The organism is Pseudarthrobacter chlorophenolicus, from assembly GCF_000962805.1.
GTDB classification, from domain to species: Bacteria; Actinomycetota; Actinomycetes; order Actinomycetales; family Micrococcaceae; genus Arthrobacter; species Arthrobacter chlorophenolicus_A.
Map to the genome: position 1 here is coordinate 94,404 of NZ_JZTW01000007.1, position 18,299 is coordinate 112,702.

Annotated in this window: 8 protein-coding genes; 6 read left to right on the plus strand and 2 right to left on the minus strand. The window is 65.8% G+C overall.

Features of this window, described 5'->3' with window-relative positions:
- Positions 1–48: 48 nt before the first annotated feature.
- Positions 49–285 (minus strand): acyl-CoA carboxylase subunit epsilon, encoded by a 237-nt coding sequence (locus tag UC32_RS09155; protein WP_045730919.1) that lies wholly within the window; start codon positions 283–285, stop codon positions 49–51.
- Positions 282–1,865 carry an acyl-CoA carboxylase subunit beta gene (locus tag UC32_RS09160; RefSeq protein WP_045730920.1) on the minus strand — a complete coding sequence of 528 codons (1,584 nt, stop codon included), beginning with the start codon at positions 1,863–1,865 and terminating at the stop codon, positions 282–284. The genes UC32_RS09155 and UC32_RS09160 overlap by 4 nt, the downstream gene beginning before the upstream one ends.
- 224 nt (positions 1,866–2,089) lie before the next feature.
- Here UC32_RS09160 and UC32_RS09165 point away from each other — a divergent pair, with 224 nt between their 5' ends.
- The 6 genes from UC32_RS09165 (at position 2,090) to UC32_RS09190 (ending at position 18,216) form a co-directional block, all read left to right on the plus strand.
- Positions 2,090–2,977, plus strand: a complete 888-nt coding sequence (locus UC32_RS09165; protein WP_045730921.1) for an SDR family oxidoreductase — start codon at positions 2,090–2,092, stop codon at positions 2,975–2,977.
- Positions 2,978–3,032: 55 nt separating this feature from the next.
- A complete protein-coding gene (locus UC32_RS09170) occupies positions 3,033–3,941 on the plus strand; it encodes a biotin--[acetyl-CoA-carboxylase] ligase (RefSeq protein WP_045730922.1) in 909 nt (302 codons plus the stop codon).
- Positions 3,934–4,530 (plus strand): PH domain-containing protein, encoded by a 597-nt coding sequence (locus UC32_RS09175; protein ID WP_045730923.1) that lies wholly within the window; start codon positions 3,934–3,936, stop codon positions 4,528–4,530. The genes UC32_RS09170 and UC32_RS09175 overlap by 8 nt, the downstream gene beginning before the upstream one ends.
- Positions 4,520–5,644: an adenylate/guanylate cyclase domain-containing protein gene (locus UC32_RS09180; protein WP_045730924.1), complete on the plus strand. Its 1,125-nt coding sequence runs from the start codon at positions 4,520–4,522 to the stop codon at positions 5,642–5,644. Before UC32_RS09175 ends, UC32_RS09180 begins: the two co-directional genes overlap by 11 nt.
- Positions 5,645–5,774: 130 nt before the next feature.
- Positions 5,775–11,945: an Ig-like domain-containing protein gene (locus tag UC32_RS09185; protein WP_045731017.1), complete on the plus strand. Its 6,171-nt coding sequence runs from the start codon at positions 5,775–5,777 to the stop codon at positions 11,943–11,945.
- A 163-nt stretch (positions 11,946–12,108) separates the two neighbouring features.
- The gene (locus UC32_RS09190) at positions 12,109–18,216 is read left to right on the plus strand and encodes an Ig-like domain-containing protein (RefSeq protein ID WP_045730925.1); all 6,108 of its coding nucleotides are present in this window, start codon (positions 12,109–12,111) and stop codon (positions 18,214–18,216) included.
- Positions 18,217–18,299 lie beyond the last annotated feature (83 nt).

An 18,299-nucleotide genomic window follows, 5' to 3' on the forward strand; every position in this document is an offset into this window, starting at 1 on the left:
GCGCACCGGGCGAGGAACGCGCCGGTGCGCGCCCCCGCCGTCGGACCGTCAGCCTTTGCTGCGCTTCCAGGCGCCCGGACCGGGCGTTGGTGCAAGGCCCAGCCGTTGCCGGCGCGCCCAGTGCCGTGCGGTTGGCGCAGCGGGTTTGGCCGCTTCGGGGCCGCCGAGGGAAAGTACGACGGCGGTGAGCGCAGCGAGTTCCTCGGCGTTCGGCTGCCCCTTGACAACCGAGAGCAGGGGAGCCGCGGGGGCTTCGGCCGGGTCCGGCGTTCCGGTGGCGCTCACAGCGGGATGTTTCCGTGCTTCTTGGCCGGGAGGCTGGCTCGCTTGTCGCGGAGTGCGCGCAGGCCCCGGACAATTTGCAGCCGGGTGTCGGACGGCGCGATGACGGCGTCAACGTAGCCGAGTTCGGCTGCCTGGTAGGGGTTCAGGAGTTCTTCCTCGTACTGCCGGATGACCTCGGCGCGGCGGGCTTCGACGTCGCCGCCGTCCTCGGCCACGGCCGCGAGGTCCCGGCGGTAAAGGATGTTCACGGCGCCCTGGGCCCCCATCACGCCGATCTGCGCGGTGGGCCATGCCAGGTTGAGGTCCGCCCCGAGCTTCTTGGAGCCCATGACGATGTAAGCGCCGCCGTAGGCTTTGCGGGTGATGACGGTCAGCTTGGGTACCGTGGCTTCGGCGTACGCGTACAGCAGCTTGGCGCCGCGGCGGATGATGCCCTGGAACTCCTGGTCCTTGCCCGGGAGGAAGCCCGGCACGTCCACCAGGGTGATGATGGGGATGTTGAAGGCGTCGCAGTTCCGGACGAAGCGGGCGGCTTTCTCGGAGGCGGCAATGTCCAGGGTTCCCGCGAACTGCAGCGGCTGGTTCGCCACGATTCCTACGGTGTGGCCTTCCACCCGGCCGTAGCCGATCATCACGTTCGGGGCGTAGAGGGCCTGCATCTCCAGGAAGTGGCCGTCGTCGACGATCTGCTCAACGACGGCGCGCATGTCGTAGGGCTGGTTCGCAGAGTCGGGGATCAGCGTGTCGAGTGCGGCGTCGTCGTCGTTGACCGCGTTTTCCTGGGCGTGCTCCAGCACCGGGGCTTCGGACAAGTTGTTGGAGGGCAGGAAATCGAGGAGTTCGCGGACGAACTCGATCGCGTCCCCTTCATCCGAGGCGAGGTAAGTGGACGTGCCGGTGGTGGCGTTGTGCTGGCGTGCTCCACCGAGCGTTTCCATGTCCACATCCTCTCCCGTGACGGTCTTGATGACGTCGGGGCCCGTGATGAACATGTGGGACGTCTTGTCCACCATCACCACGTAGTCGGTGAGGGCGGGGGAGTAGGCGGCGCCGCCGGCGGAGGGGCCCATGATGAGGGAGATCTGGGGCACGACGCCGGAAGCGTGAACGTTGTTGCGGAAGATATCCGCGAACATGGCCAGCGAGGCGACGCCTTCCTGGATGCGGGCGCCGCCGCCGTCAAGGATGCCGACCACCGGGCAGCCGTTGCGCAGGGCGAATTCCTGCACCTTGACGATTTTCTCGCCGTTGACCTGGCTCAGCGACCCGCCGTACACGCTGAAGTCCTGGCTGTAGACCGCAACCGGACGGCCGTCCACGGTGCCGTAGCCGGAGACCAGGCCATCGCCGAGGGGCTTCTTCTTTTCCATGCCGAAAGCTGTGGAACGGTGCACGGCAAGGGCGTCGAACTCGACGAAGGAGTCCTCATCCAGCAGCAGGGCAATGCGCTCGCGTGCGGTGTTCTTGCCGCGCGCATGCTGCTTTTCGACGGCCTCGGGGCCGGAGGGCTGTTCGGCACGTGCCTGGCGGTCGCGGAAATCGGCAATCTTTCCCGCTGTCGTTGTCAGATCGTGGCTCATCAAGTATCTCCGGCTCTGTTGCAGATTGGTTCGGTGTCGCTGAGTCTTTGACGGGCCGTGCTCTGGAGGCGCTTAAGTAGCTTCCACACAAAGAACGAACCCTGCTGGCAAGTCTAATGACGGTTTGAGTGCCCGCGACTGTAGGGAACCTACAATTTTCTGCCGTGCCCTCACCCGGACCACTATGTTACTCGCCGGTAACTTATCTGGGTTACAGTGTTTCCATGACTTCGAGCAACGACGCTTTGACCGCGGCCGCCAGCCCCTACCGGGCGTCCGGTTCGCTTCGTGGGAGGACCATCCTGATGTCCGGGGGCAGCCGCGGCATCGGCCTTGCCATCGCACAACGGGCGGCGGCGGACGGCGCCAACATCGTCCTGATGGCCAAAACCGGCGAACCCCACCCCAAACTCGCCGGCACGGTGTTCACTGCCGCGCAGGAGCTGATCGAGGCCGGCGGCGGTGCGCTGCCGCTGGTGGGGGACGTCCGCAACGACCAGGACGTGGCCCGTGCCGTGGCCGAGGCCGTGGACCGGTTCGGCGGCATCGACGTCGTGGTCAACAATGCCTCCGCCATTGACCTGTCCACCACCGATGCCGTGGACATGAAAAAGTACGACCTCATGCAGGACATCAACGTCCGCGGGACCTTCCTGCTCTCCAAGCTCGCGCTGCCGGCGCTGCGTGCGTCCGGCAATGCGCATATCCTCACGCTGTCGCCGCCCCTGAACCTTGATCCGCGCTGGGCCGGCCGGCACCTGGCCTACACCATGGCCAAGTACGGGATGAGCCTGACCACGCTGGGCCTGGCCGAGGAGTTGAAGGATGACAGAATCAGTGTCAACTCGCTGTGGCCCTGCACGCTGATCGACACCGCGGCGATCCGGAACATGCCGCAGGGCGAGGCAATCGTCCAGGCAGCGCGCGGACCACAGATCATGGCCGACGCTGCCCATGCCATCCTGACCGGCAGCAACCTTCCCCCGGGCGGGCAGGCCACCGGCAATTTCTACACGGACGAACAGGTGTTGGCGGCAGCAGGGGTTTCCGATTTCCGCCCCTACAGCCTTGGGGCCCCGGAGGACCGGCTGGCTCCCGACATCTTCCTGTAGCCGCAAGGGCAGGAGGCCGGTGCGGCGGCATTCCCCGGCTCGGTAGGATTTAGCTATGGCTGAAGCGCATATCCCCGGTATCCCGTTGGACAGGTCGGAGCTTGGCGATCAGCGCTTCCTGTCCGCCGCCGGCATCTCCCGGCTGGACGTTGTGGACTCCACCGGCTCCACCAACGCAGACCTTCTCCGCGCGGTCACCGTGGAACCCGCGTCCTGGCCGGACCTTTCCGTGCTGACGGCCGAGTACCAGACCGCCGCCCGGGGGCGCCTGGAACGGCACTGGGAAGCGCCGCCGCTGAGCTCGGTCTCAGTCTCCGTTGTGCTGCGGCCCGTGAACGCCGAGGGCCGTCCCCTTCCCACGCAAAGTTATTCATGGCTCTCGCTGATCGCGGCCCTTGCGCTCCGCGAAACCCTGCTTGAAACGGCGGGCATACCGGCCGAGCTCAAATGGCCCAACGACGTCCTGGTCCGCGGCCGGAAGATTGCCGGTATCCTGGCCCAGATGGGCCCCATGGCGGACGGCTCCGTCCCGCCGGTGGTGCTGGGCACCGGCCTGAACGTCACCCTCCACGAGGACGAACTGCCGGTCCCCACCGCCACCTCGGTGTTCCTCGAGGGAGCGCGGACCACGGACCGGACCCAGCTGCTGAAGAGCTACCTGTCCCACTTTGCCGTGCTCTACCGGAGTTTCTGCAACGCCGACGGCGACCCCACGGCAGGCATGGCAGGCGGCCCGTCCCTGCATAAGCGCGTCGAAGCCGTCATGGTCACGTTGGGGCGGCAGGTACGGGCCCAGCTGCCGGGCGACCACGAGATCATTGGCCACGCGTCCCGCCTGGACGAATACGGCTCGCTGCTGGTGGTGGACAAGGATTCCCGCGAACATGTGGTGACCGCAGGGGACGTGGTGCACCTGCGGCCCTGGAGCGCACCGGAAGACGCCGGCGAAGGCGGTTATGCGTAAGGACCTTGTTCCCGGCGAACAGGTCATCGTCACCACCCGGCCGCAACCCAGGAAGCTGGCCGGGCCAGCCGCCGCTTTCATCTTGGCCCCCGCGGTGGCGGCGTTCGCGTCCGCCTGGATCGTGCGGGGGGAGGCACGGCGCCTGGTTCCGGCACTGGACGCCCGCTGGACCCCCTGGCTGGTGGCGGCCTGCGCCCTGGCTGCTGCGTGGGTGTGGCTGGGCTACTGCCTGCCGCGGCTGATGCGCTGGCACGCCACACGCTATACCCTGACCAGCCGGCGGATGGTGGCCAGGTCCGGCACCTTCAGGAGGCGCGAACAGCAGGTCAACCTCCTCTCAGTCCGCAACCTCACAGTCCATGTGGGCGTGCTTCAACGCCTCCTGCGGTCCGGGAATATATCCTTGGAAACCGGGCATGAGGGCGTAACGACCTTTCGGGACGTGCCGGAGGCCGCCAAATTCCGGGATTTCATCCTCGACGCCATCGGGGAACTGCCCGATGAGCGCCTCCCGCCCGGAGAAGCAGGGGATTACCTTGCCGGAGCAGTGCCGATGGAAATGAGAGAAGGTGGATGGAATGAACGATGAGGCCCAGCAGGAGCTCGTGGATCCCGTCGCGCCGTCCCCCGCCACTGACCCGCACCCTCCTACCGGAGCGATGTCCGCAGAGCGCCTGGCCATGAAAGCCCTCGAGACGCGGCTGCTCGGTGGCGAACGCAAGCTCCGCCGTCGTGAGGTGGCCGCAGGCGCAGGCCTGTCCCTGCTGTCCGCGCGCAAACTCTGGCGCGCCCTCGGGTTCCCGAACTTCGGCGACGAGGACGTTGCCTTCACCGAACGCGACCAGGCGGCACTGTCAACCGTGGTTGACCTGGTCCGCGGCGGAAAGCTGACCGAGGAAGCTGCCATTTCCGTCACCCGCGCCATCGGCCAGATGACGGACCGCATGGTGGTGTGGCAGATCGAAGCCCTGGTGGAGGACCTCGTCCACGAGCAGGGTGTCACCGATGCGGTCGCCCGCAAGCGGCTGGTCAACGAGCTCCCGGCCCTGGTTGATGCCCTCGAGGAAGTGCTGGTCTATTCGTGGCGGCGCCAGCTCAATGCCGGCATCCAGCGGCTGGCCGTCCGGGCCGAAGCCGGACTGCAGGCCAGCGAAGAAGGCCGCGAAGGCGACGAGGACGATGCGCCGTTGCCGCTGGCGCGGGCCGTGGGCTTCGCCGACCTGGTGTCCTACACCAGCCTCTCGCGCCGGATGAACGAGAAGACCCTGGCCCGCCTGGTGCAGCGGTTCGAGAATAAATGCGCCGAGATAATTTCCGTTGGCGGTGGCCGCCTGGTCAAGACCGTGGGCGATGAAGTCCTCTACATCGCCGAGACCCCGGCGGCCGGCGCCGAGATCTCCCTCGCCTTGGCCCAGGCCTTCACGGAGGACGAGATCCTGCCCGAAGCCCGGGTAGCCATGGTGTGGGGCAGGATCCTGTCCCGGCTGGGCGACATCTACGGCCCCACCGTCAACCTCGCAGCGCGGCTCACCACCCTCGCCGATCCCGGTACTGTGCTGGTGGACTCCATGACCGCATCTGCCCTCGAACATGACGAACGGTTCGTCATGGTTCCCCAGCCGCCGGAAAACGTCCGCGGATTCGGCGAAATCAAGCCTGTCCGCCTGACGCGCGGTTTGGGCAAGGGCCTGATCGTCGACTGACCTCTTCCGCACCTGGCCTCATCGGCGGGAGAGTTTGTCCATTTGATAGCTAGACAGGCTATATTTGTTCTGCCCGGCTGCCGCATGCCGGTCGTCGGCCGTCGCCGGATTCAACGGGGGGAACCGTTTCATGAAACTTCGCGGACGAGCGCGGGCAAAAGCCGCTGCTGCACCCCGGCGCCGGCCCATTCTCCAGTCCCGCCTTTTCAGCACCTCCGCCATGGGGCTCGCCCTCGCCGCCCTCGTTGTTGGCGCAGTCGTTTATCCGGGGTTTAAGACCACTGAGGTGGAGTTGAATGACGGTGGTGTGTGGGTGGTGTCGAAGTCTAAGAATGCGGTGGGGCGGTTGAATTATCCGTCGCGTGTGTTGGATGGTGCGGTGACTCCGGCGTCGTCGACGTTTGATATTTTGCAGGATGCCGGTGAGGTGTTTGTTGATGATGAGTCTGGTTCGACGTTGAATCAGGTGTCGCCGGCGAATATGCGTTTGGGTGGGGATAAGCAGTTGCCGGGGGCTGCGGATGTGAGTTTTGGGTCGTCGGTGTTGTCGGTGACGGATGCGGCGTCGGGCAAGGTGTGGGCGGTGTCGCCGTCGACGGTGAATGGTTTTGATGAGGAAGCGTCGGAGCCGGTGTTGGTGGGTTCTGAGGGTACGGTGTCGGCGGTGGGGGCTGATGATCGTATTTATTCGGCGGATCCGAAGGCCGGGACGGTGACGGTGACCGGTGTTGATGCCAATGGTGTGGTGGTGTCCTCGGATGCTGAGTCGTGGTCTGAGTTGAAGGGTGCGGGGGACCTGCAGATTTCGGTGGTGGGGGACCGGCCGGTGGTGTTGGATGCTGCGGCGGGGAATTTGTTTTTGCCTGGTGGTAAGCGGTTGCAGTTGGCTGATGCGCGGGATGCGAAGTTGCAGCAGGGTGGTCCGGGCAGTGATTTTGTGGCGATTGCGACGCAGAAGGCGTTGTTGAAGCAGCCGTTGGATGGTGGGACGGCGAAGACGGTGTCGTTTGGTGGTGAGGGTGTTCCTGCGGCTCCGGTGCAGTTGGCCGGGTGTGTGCATGCGGCGTGGTCGGGGGCGAATAAGTATGTCCGTGATTGTGTCAATGATGCTGATGATAAGAACGTGGATGTGCCGAAGGCGAGTGCGTCGCCGTCGTATGTGTTTCGGGTGAACCGGGACCTGGTGGTCCTGAATGATGTGAATTCCGGGAATGTGTGGCTGGTGAACCAGAACATGCAGCTGGTCAACAACTGGGACGACGTTGTTCCCCCCAAGGAAACCTCGGACGACGCCGACAAGGACTCCGCCGACGAAGTCCAGCAGACAGTCCTCCCGGACCGCACCAAACCCAACAGCCCGCCCGTCGCCCAGCCGGACAGCTACGGCGTCCGCGCCGGAAAGACCACCATCCTCCCGGTCCTGGATAACGACACGGACCCCGACGGTGACATCCTGACGGTGCGCCAGCCCGACGGGATCCGCCTCGGCGCAGTGTCCACTATTTACGGCAGCACGGGCTTCCAGGTCGCGGTTCCCGCCGACAAGACCGGCAGCGAATCGTTCAAATACACGGTGGACGACGGCCGCGGGCTCTCCGCCACAGCCGAAGTTTCGCTGCGCGTGGTTCCGCTGACGGAAAACAAGGCGCCGGCGCAGAAGCCGAACCGCGACACCACCATGGTGGTCCAGCAGGGCAAATCGGTCACCCGGAACATCCTTACGGACTGGATCGACCCCGACGGCGACGACCTCTACGCCACGTCGGTCTCCAGCCCCGACCCCCTTGACCAGGTCCGCATCCGTCCCGACGGGCAGCTCTCCTTCCAGGACAGCGGCACCTCACCGGGCCGCAAGGTCCTCACCGTGGGCATTTCCGACGGCCAGGCCACCACTGAAGGCCGGATCACGGTCGACGTCCGCCCCGCCGGGGCCCTCCCGCCCATCGCCAACGCAGACCATGTGGTGGCAGTCGCCGGGGCTCCGACCGTCATCGCACCACTCAAGAACGACATCGACCCCCAAGGCGGCGCGCTCCGCCTCGCCCAGGTGACCGCTGACGAGCAGTCCAGGGCAGTCATCGGCGCCGACCAGCAGACGTTCAGCTTCACCTCCGACGTGCCGGGACCGCACTACGTTGAGTACCTGGTAACTAACGGGCCCGCCAGTGCAGTGCAGCTGGTCCGGGTCGACGTCGTTGCCGGCAACGACGCCGGAGCCCCCGTCGCGGTCCGCGACATTGCCCTGCTGCCTACCGGCGGCAGCGTCCTCGTCGATGTGCTCGGCAACGACTCCGATCCCTCCGGCGGTGTCCTGGTGGTCCAGTCGGTGACCGCCGATTCCTCGCTGCCGGTCAGCGTGTCCGTCCTGGACCACTCGGTGGTCCGGATCACGGACCTTCGCGCCGAAGGCCAGCTGACGCTGAAGTACACCATCTCCAACGGCCGGTCTTCAGCGACCGGTGAGATCGCCGTCGTGGTGGTCCCGGCACCGACAAAGCTCCAGGCACCCCAGGCCAAGCCCGACGAAGCAACCGTCCGTGCCGGTGACGTGGTCTCCATCCCGGTGCTCGATAACGACACCGATCCCAACGGCGGCAAGCTGACCCTGGTGCCCGAGCTGGCCCAGGTCCCGGACGAAACCGACGGACGGACCTTCGTGGCCGGAGACCAGCTTCGCTTCATCGCCGGCTCCGAGGCCAAAACCGTCTACGCCATCTACAAAGTCCGCAACGAGTCCGGCCAGGTGGACTCCCAGCAGGTGACCATCCGTATCCTGGCGCGCGACGACGAACGCAACAGCCGCCCCGAACCGCGCAACCTCACCGGCCGCGTGGTGGCGGGCATGACCGTCAAGATCCCCGTGCCCCTGGACGGCATCGACGCCGACGGCGACTCGGTGCAGCTGATGGGAATCGACAAGGCAGCGGGCATGGGCACGGCGACCGTCCGCGACGGCTACCTCGAATACACCGCCGCGGGCGACGCCGCCGGGACGGACACCTTCACCTACCGCGTTCGCGACCGGATTGGCGCAGAGAACACCGGCACCGTCATTGTGGGCGTTGCACCGCCGGAAGCCATCAACCAGAACCCGATTGCCGTGGACGACGCCGTGGATGTCCGGCCGGGCAGGAACGTGGCCGTTGACGCGCTGGCCAATGATTCGGACCCCGACGGCGATCCCATCTCCCTGCTGACCGACGGTTTCGAAGCGCGGCCGGAGCTGAACGTGGAAGTTGCTGACGGCGCCAAGGTGCTCTTCACCGCACCGGCAGTGGAAGGCAACGAGAGCATCCGGTACCGCATCCAGGACGACAAGAAAGCCCAGGCCAGCGCCGTGATCCGGGTCCGGGTCAGCGCGGACGCGGAGCTGAAGCGTCCCATTGCCAAGGACGACAGGGTCACGCTTGCCGAAACCCTGGGTAAGACGGCCATCGACGTACCCGTCCTGAAGAACGACTCCGACCCCGACGGCGTGGCCTCCGAGCTGCAGATCAGCCTTCCGGATGGCAACCCCAACGCCCGCGTGGGCGGCTCAGGGAACGTGGTGGTCAACCTCACGCCCGAAGACCAGCTGATTCCCTACACGGTGACCGATACCGACGGCCTCACCGCAACGGCTGTGATCTGGGTCCCGGGCCAGGGAGCCCAGTACCCCACGCTGTCCAACACCGAAACGGTGGAGGTCATGGCCGGGAAGGAAGTCACCCTGGACCTGGACGACTACGTCAGGGTGCGGGACGGCCGCCGGCCCAGGATCAGCGTTGCCGACTCCGTCAAGGTGCTGGGCGCCGCGCCGGACAACGTGATTGTTGGCGAAGGTGAAGGCCTCCGCTATGCGGCGCGGCCCGGTTACGCGGGGCCGGGCTCCATCACCTTCGAAGTCACCGACGGCTCCGGGCCCGACGATCCCGACGGACTGAAATCGACCCTGGTCATCATGACCAACGTGATCCCGGACCCGGACGAGGCCAACACCCCGCCCACGTTCCGCGGGGCATCCCTGGACATTCCAAAGACGGAAACCGCCACACTGGACCTTGGCCCCCTCGCGGCCGACGTGGACGAGCGGGACCAGGGCAACCTCAAGTTCGCCCTCCAGGGCTCGCCGCCCCCGGGCTTCAGCGCAAGGCTCGACGGCACGGTCCTTAGCGTCAGCGCGGAAAACTCCGTAGGAGTCGGCGTGACGGGCAATATCCAGGCCACCGTGACCGACGGACGCTCACCCGCGGTGACGGCCACCATCCAGGTGCGGCATGTGGCCTCCAACCGCCCCATGCCCGTAGCCAACGACGACGTGGTGGAGAAAGCCAACGCTGGCCGTGCCGAGACGGTCAACGTCCTGGCCAACGACGTCAACCCCTTCAGCGATACGCCGCTGAAGATCGTGGGCACCAGCGTCGAAACCGGTTCGGCCCAGGGCCAGCCCACCATCAACGGGGACTCCATCACCATCACCCCGGCAGACGGGTTCAAGGGCGTCATGGTGGTCCGCTACACGATTGCCGACAAGACCGGTGACCTTTCCCGCCAGGTGGACGGCCGGGTCCGCCTCACTGTGCGCAGTGAACCCGACGCGCCGTCCGCCCCCTCGGCGACCGACGTCCGCAGCCGCACCGCGGTGCTCAAGTGGGCGCCGCCGTCGGACAATGGAGCGCCCATCACCGAGTACACGGTGGTATCCAACAACGGATTCCAGCAGAAGTGCCCCACCACCACGTGCACCCTCTCCGGCCTGACGAACAACGTGAAGTACGTCTTCACCGTCAAGGCAACCAACGAGGTGGGGGAGTCGCAGCCGTCACCGCAGTCGAACGAGATCCGGCCTGACGAGAAGCCCTCCCCGCCTGAAGCACCCAGCGTCAAAGCCGGCGACAAGAACATGGTCATCAACTGGCCCGCTGCCCGGACGGAAGGCTCCCCGGTCAAGCACTACAACCTGGAGATCTCGCCTCCGCCCGCCAACGGCGTCGCCGTCAAGAACGAGGTCGCAGGCCTTAATTACACGTGGACCGGGCTGACCAATGGCGTGAAGTACAAGGTGCGCGCCCAGGCCGTCAACGAGCTGGGCCCCTCCGATTGGGGTACCTATTCAGCCGAAGACAATCCGGCCGGCGTTCCGGCGGCCCCCGCCGCACCCACCTCCTCTGTGGCGTCGTCAGTGGGAACCCAGAACCAGCTGCGGGTGAACTGGGCTGAACCCAACACCAACGGTGACGCCATCAGCGCCTACCACGTCACGATGTCAGGCGGCGGCCGGCCCGCCCAGACGCAGACGATTCCAGGCACGGTCCGCAGCGCCAACTTCACGGCGGACAACTCCGAAGCCGCGTACACCTTCACCGTGCAGGCCGAGAACAAAGCAGGCAAGGGTGCAGTCAGCCCGCCCTCGGCTCCCCGCCGTGCCACAGGAAAGCTTGGGCAGGTTTCCGGCGTCAGCGCCACGCCGGCCAACACCGGCGGTGCCGGCCGGTCGGTCACGGTCGACTTCCGGCGCCTGACGGCAGCCGAACGCAACGGCTCTGCCGAGAACGAGGTCAGTTACAGCTACAACGCCAGCAATGGTGCCAGCGGCCCCATCAGCCCCGGCCAGACCATCGGCGGTTTCGCCAACGGCGCCCAGGTGAGCATCACTGTCATTGCCAATTCCTCCGTGGCCCCGAGCTCCAACGCCAGTGCCCCGGCGTCGGCAACGCCGTACGGATCCCCGGGCACGCCGTCTGCATCAGGACAGGACGGCGGCATCAACGACCAGTCCGTCACCCTGCGCTGGTCCTCGCCGTCCACGACTACGAATGACGTCGCGAGCACCAGGATCAGGATCAACGGCGGCGGCTGGGAGAACGTGGCAGCTTCGGGCAGCCGGACCATCAATACCGGTGGCTGGCAGCAGAGCCGCACCATCGAGGTCCAGACCCTGAATTCCGTGGGGACCGGAAGCGGTATTGCCACTGCCAGGGCGACGTCCGGCAAGCAGGGACTGTGGGAAACCCGGATCAAGACCTCGGATCCCAAGTTCGAGCGCAGCTGCACCTTCACCCGGGGCGGCTCGAACTACCGGCCCACGCCCTACTTCACCTGCGATGGCGTCAGCGGCAACAACCCGCCCTGGTTCTACAAGTCCAGCCAGGACCGCATCATGGTGGCCTGCTACATCGACCAGGACGACAACTGGTCCGGCAACGGCATCATCCGCTGGTGGCGGGTGGAGTCCGGCTCGGCACGCAACGTGGGCCGCTATGTGATCGCCGGGCACACCACGCTTCCGGACCCCGCAGGGCTTGGAGCACCCCCATGCTGACGCGCCAAAATCATGAAGGCGCAGGTCAGCGCCGGGGGCACCGCTACCCATCGCGGACCCTTGCACCGTTGGGTAGGCTTGCGCGGGGAACAGAGAGCCCGGTACCGGGTTTTTGGGGATTTCGGCCGGGGGGCCGCCGCACTACTGAGGGAAGCAAATCGCTGTGACAAGTCTGCTGGGGAAACTTGGGCTCAAACGGCGCCACAAGAAGATCGTCACCGGCACAGCCTTCGCCGCTGCCGTGGCCGTCGTGGCGACCGGTGCCGTGCTCTATCCGGGGTTTAAGACCACTGAGGTGGAGTTGAATGACGGTGGTGTGTGGGTGGTGTCGAAGTCTAAGAATGCGGTGGGGCGGTTGAATTATCCGTCGCGTGTGTTGGATGGTGCGGTGACTCCGGCGTCGTCGACGTTTGATATTTTGCAGGATGCCGGTGAGGTGTTTGTTGATGATGAGTCTGGTTCGACGTTGAATCAGGTGTCGCCGGCGAATATGCGTTTGGGTGGGGATAAGCAGTTGCCGGGGGCTGCGGATGTGAGTTTTGGGTCGTCGGTGTTGTCGGTGACGGATGCGGCGTCGGGCAAGGTGTGGGCGGTGTCGCCGTCGACGGTGAATGGTTTTGATGAGGAAGCGTCGGAGCCGGTGTTGGTGGGTTCTGAGGGTACGGTGTCGGCGGTGGGGGCTGATGATCGTATTTATTCGGCGGATCCGAAGGCCGGGACGGTGACGGTGACCGGTGTTGATGCCAATGGTGTGGTGGTGTCCTCGGATGCTGAGTCGTGGTCTGAGTTGAAGGGTGCGGGGGACCTGCAGATTTCGGTGGTGGGGGACCGGCCGGTGGTGTTGGATGCTGCGGCGGGGAATTTGTTTTTGCCTGGTGGTAAGCGGTTGCAGTTGGCTGATGCGCGGGATGCGAAGTTGCAGCAGGGTGGTCCGGGCAGTGATTTTGTGGCGATTGCGACGCAGAAGGCGTTGTTGAAGCAGCCGTTGGATGGTGGGACGGCGAAGACGGTGTCGTTTGGTGGTGAGGGTGTTCCTGCGGCTCCGGTGCAGTTGGCCGGGTGTGTGCATGCGGCGTGGTCGGGGGCGAATAAGTATGTCCGTGATTGTGTCAATGATGCTGATGATAAGAACGTGGATGTGCCGAAGGCGAGTGCGTCGCCGTCGTATGTGTTTCGGGTGAACCGGGACCTGGTGGTCCTGAATGATGTGAATTCCGGGAATGTGTGGCTGGTGAACCAGAACATGCAGCTGGTCAACAACTGGGACGACGTTGTTCCCCCCAAAAACGAATCCGACGAGCAGGACCAGGAATCCGCGGATATCAACACCATCAACGTGTTGCCGGACCGCACCAAACCGAACCGTCCGCCGGAAACCAAGCCCGACGTCGTCGGCGTCCGTCCGGGCCGCACCACCATCCTGAGCGTCCTGGACAATGATTCCGATCCCGACGGCGACGTCCTCACCGCCGGGCTCCAGGGCAACCCGCCGAAGGCAGGGACGCTGGAGAACATCTACGGCGGCACCGCCTTCCAGATCTCCGTGCCGGCCGACGCCAGGCCAGGCACGGAAACGTTCAGCTACTCGGCGTCCGACGGCCGTGGCCTCTCCGCCACGGGACAGGTCACCCTCAACGTGGTGGGCCCGGACCAGAACAAGCCACCGCAGTTCAAACGCGGCGAGAACACCACCATGCTGGTGGAACAGGGCAAGACCGTGAGCCAGAACATCCTGACGGACTGGGTGGACCCCGACGGCGATGACCTGGTGCTCCTTGACGCCAAGGCCGACAACGAGCAGGACCAGGTGAAGGTCCGCCGCGACGGCCTGCTCACTTTCCAGGACTCCGGCGCCACCTCCGGCAAGAAGAACGTTGAGGTGACCATCTGGGACGGCCGCGACACCGTTACCGGCAAGGTGGTCATCAACGTCCAGCCGCCCGGTGCCCTCGCACCGGTAGTCAACGCTGACCATGTCACAGCCGTAGTGGGCCAGGACCTGGTGATCTCGCCGCTGAAGAATGACGTGGACCCCAACGGCGGCGCGCTCCGCCTCGCCCAGGTGGAAGCGAACGGCCCCGCCGATCTCGGCCCCGTGACAGACGGCGGAACCTTCACTTTCCGCAGCACCACGCCAGGTCCCGTCTACCTCACGTACATCGCCAGCAACGGCCCGCAGAGCAGCCAGGGCCTGATCCGCGTGGATGTGGAGTCCGGTGACGATCCCGGCGACCCCGTTGCCGTACACGACGTCGCCCTCATGCCCACCGGCGGAAGCGTCCTGCTGGACCCGCTGGCCAATGACTCCGACCCCTCCGGCGGGGTCCTGGTGCTGCAATCCGTGAAACTTCCGGAGAACGCCACCGTCTCAGTCAGCGTGATCAACCACAGCGTCCTGCGCATCACGGACATCCTCGGTACCAAGGACCCGATCCTCTTCGAATACACCATGTCCAACGGCAAGAAGTCGGCCACCGGTTCGGTCTCCGTGGTACCCGTCCCGGCACCGGCCGTGGTGGAAGCACCCCAGCCCAAGCCGGACGAGGTCAACGTCCGCGTCAACGACGTCGTTACCATCCCCGTGCTGGACAACGACACGCACCCGCAGGGCCAGGAACTGACCGTCGACCCGGTCCTGCCGCAGGGCGTGGACCCGGTTGACGGCAAGAGTTTCGTCTCGGAGAACACCGTCCGGTTCATCGCCGGCAGCCAGCCAAAGACGGTCCGCGCCATCTACAACGCGGTGGACCCGCAGGGCCAAAAGAGTGCCGCCGCCGTCACCATCCACATCCTCCCGCTGGAAGGCGCGGAGAATTCCCGCCCGCAGCCGCGCAACCTGACGGCCCGCGTGGTGGCAGCCGCGACCGTCCGCATTCCGGTGCCGCTGGACGGCATCGATCCTGACGGCGACTCGGTCCAGCTCACCGGCATCGACAGCACTCCCGCCATGGGTACGGCGACGGTGGGCAGCAACTTCATCGACTTCACGGCTGCAGGTGACGGCGCCGGGACCGATACCTTCCGCTACAAGGTGGTGGACCGGCAGGGTGCCGTCAATACGGGCACCGTAACTGTCGGCATCGCGCCGCGCGGTGAAATCAACCAGAATCCCACTCCCGTGGACGACGAGGTGCGGGTCCGCCCCGGCCGCCAGATCGCCGTCGACGCCACCGGCAACGACACCGATCCCGACGGCGACCAGATCCGCATCCTCACCGACGGCATCGAGGCTGATCCTGCCCTCCAGGCCACCGTCAGCAAGACCAGCGGACGGGTCATCCTGACCGCCCCCAACGAGGCCGGGACGGTCAATGTCCGGTATACCGTGGCCGATGACCGGGACGCCCGGGCGCAGGCCACCATACGCGTGGTGGTGGACCCGGAGGTCCCGCTCAAGGCACCTATCGCCCGCGACGACCGGGTCACGTCCGCCCAGACCATGGGCAAGACCGCCGTGGACGTTCCTGTCCTGAAAAACGACGAAGACCCCGACGGCGTGGGCGAAAACCTGAAGATCAGCACCGAGGCAACCACGGCCCGGCCTGGCGCCGAAGGCAACATGATCGTTGACCTCACCGAGCAGCCGCAGCTCATCCCGTACACCGTGGAGGACGTTGACGGCCAGAAGTCCACCGCCATCATCTGGGTTCCCGGCCTCGGCCAGCAGGTTCCCACTTTGGCAAAGGACGAGGTCCTGGAAGTGGTGGCGGGACAGACCGTCAATGTTGACCTGGACGAATGGGTCAAGGTCCGGGAAGGCCGCTCACCGCGCCTGACGCAGGCGGACCGGATCAAGCTCATCGGAGCCGACGGCAGCGACCCCGTCACCGGTGACGGCACGGGACTGAAGTACACCGCAGGCACTGACTACGTGGGTCCGGGTTCACTGACCTTCGAAGTCACCGACGGCACCGGACCGGACGATCCCGCCGGCCTGAAGTCGACGCTCAGCATCCGCACCAAGGTCCTTCCGGACCCCAACAAGAACAACCCGCCTGAACTCCTGGGCGCGAAGGTCGAGGTGCCCATGGGCGACTCGGCAAGCATCGACCTGGGAAGGCTGACCTCGGACCCCGACGGGGACGACGTGGACAACATGAAGTACGAGCTGGTGGGCGGCGGTGCCGCCGGTTTCAACGCGAGCGTGGACGGCAAGAACCTCAAAGTCTCCGCGGCGGACTCCAGCCGGGCCGGCACCGCCGGTGCCGTTCAGGTCAAGGCCAGGGACCCGCGCGGCCTGGAAGCCACGGCCACGTTCCAGCTGTCCGTGACGGCATCCAACCGGCCCAAACCGGTAGCCAACGACGACGTTGAACCCAACGCCGCCGCCGGCAAGCCCGTCACCATCAACGTTCTGGCCAACGACGCCAACCCGTTCCCCGAGACGGCGCTGAAGATCATTGCCGCGGCTACCGAGACCGGCAGCGGCAACGTTGAAGTGAACGGCGATTCGGTGACGGTCACACCCGCTCCCGGTTTCACCGGGACCATGGTGGTCACCTACACGGTGGAAGACAAGACCCAGGACGCATCGCGGCACGCCACGGCACGCGTCCGGCTGACCGTTAAGGACGCGCCGGCGGCCCCCACCACGCCGCAGGCGCAGAGCGTGGGGGACCGGACGGCACTGCTGACCTGGGCCGCTCCCGCGGACCGCGGTTCACCCATCACCAGTTACACCGTGTACGGCGAGGGCGGGTTCAAGCAGGACTGCCCGGCCAACACCTGCACGCTGAACGGGCTGGTCAACAACACGAAGTACCACTTCCAGGTCACCGCCACCAACGAGTTCGGCGATTCGGACCGTTCGCCGGCTTCGGCCGAGGTACGGCCGGACGTCAAGCCGGACACCCCGCTGGCGCCGTCGCTGAAGTTCGGCGACAAGGAACTGTCCATCAACTGGACTGCTCCTGCCAGCAAGGGCTCGCCGGTGAAGTCCTACGACTTGGAAATCTCGCCGCCGCCCGCGGGGCAGAACGCCCAGATCCAGAACCTGACCGCTGTCAGCTATGTCTGGAAGGGCCTGCAGAACGGCGTGTCCTACAAGGTGCGGGTCCTGGCCCGGAACGACGCCAAGGAACCGTCCGAGTGGAGCCCGTACTCTGCGGCTGAAGTACCTGCCGGCGTGCCGGCGACGCCGGCCGCACCGTCAGCAGTGCAGGCGCAGCCTCTCGGCAGCGAAAGCCAGATGAAAGTTTCTTGGACAGCTCCGAATAACAACGGGGACGCCATTTCCGCTTACACCCTGACCACCCTGCGGGGCGGTGCGGTGGTTGCCACCCAGCCGGTGGCCGGTACCTCGCAAAACGTGACAGTGGATAACTCCGAGGCCAATTACACCTTCACGGTTTCTGCAACCAACAAGGCAGGTACCAGCGCAACCGGGGCTGAGTCGGCGCCGGTGCGGGCTGCCGGGAAGCCCGGGCAGGTCAACAGCGGATCTGTGAAGGCGACCGGAACCAGCGGCCAGCTGGAGGTCACCTTCACTCCGCTGAGTGATGCCCAACGCAACGGATCGACCGCATCCGAGATCACCTACTCGTACAACGCCGATGGCAGGAGCGGGGCGATCAATGCAGGGGGTGGAACTATCGGCGGCATGACCAACGGCAGGGACATCACTGTCACGATCATTGCCCGGTCAACCAAGAACAACATGGCCGGCGACGCTAAAGCCATCGGCAGCGGTAACCCTTACGGACCTCCCAACGCACCGAATGTGGACGGCAGGACATCTGCAAAGGGCGATGGAGATGTCCACTGGACGTGGAATGATCCCGCCACGAACGGACGGGCGCTCAGCCACTACGAGGTCAGTTATGAGGGCGGAGGCTGGATCAACGTAGGCAAGGCCAACCGCTATGACCGAGCCGCCGGAGGCTGGAATCAGTCCCGACAGCTAAAGGTCCGCGCGGTAACTGTGGTGCCAGGTCCGGCCGGCTCCGCAACGTCGAAGTCCGGTGACAACCCGACCCCGCCGCCGCCAACCTCGTGGAGCATCACGGCCACCCCGACCCGCAGCTGCACGGAGCCCCGCAAGGGTACGGACAGCTTTGTGGCCGGCAACCCGTCGCAGTGCAACGGGGCAGGCAAATGGCTGGACGCCGGCGCTCCGGCGGACACGGACAGGTACCAGGTTTGGTACAAGACGTCGAACAACCCGAGCGGCATCTGGTATCACCTCACCAGCGGCATGGCCGCCGGGAACTGGATCCGCTGCGATACGTCCAGCCGCGGCTGCAACCCGCCCGCCGGGATGCCCAACGGCTAGCGCATTACCTCAACGCATAAGGCGGGACCCGGAACATCCGGGTCCCGCCACAGACTGAAACCCACCCTTGGAACTGAGAAGAA

What these genes read in the sequence shown, in the direction of transcription:
- UC32_RS09185 (WP_045731017.1), top strand. Translation starts at nt 5,775, where the DNA reads ATGAAACTTCGCGGACGAGCGCGGGCAAAAGCCGCTGCTGCACCCCGG.
- UC32_RS09170 (WP_045730922.1), top strand. Translation starts at nt 3,033, where the DNA reads ATGGCTGAAGCGCATATCCCCGGTATCCCGTTGGACAGGTCGGAGCTT.
- UC32_RS09180 (WP_045730924.1), top strand. Translation starts at nt 4,520, where the DNA reads ATGAACGATGAGGCCCAGCAGGAGCTCGTGGATCCCGTCGCGCCGTCC.
- UC32_RS09175 (WP_045730923.1), top strand. Translation starts at nt 3,934, where the DNA reads ATGCGTAAGGACCTTGTTCCCGGCGAACAGGTCATCGTCACCACCCGG.
- UC32_RS09160 (WP_045730920.1), bottom strand. Translation starts at nt 1,865, where the DNA reads ATGAGCCACGATCTGACAACGACAGCGGGAAAGATTGCCGATTTCCGC.
- UC32_RS09165 (WP_045730921.1), top strand. Translation starts at nt 2,090, where the DNA reads ATGACTTCGAGCAACGACGCTTTGACCGCGGCCGCCAGCCCCTACCGG.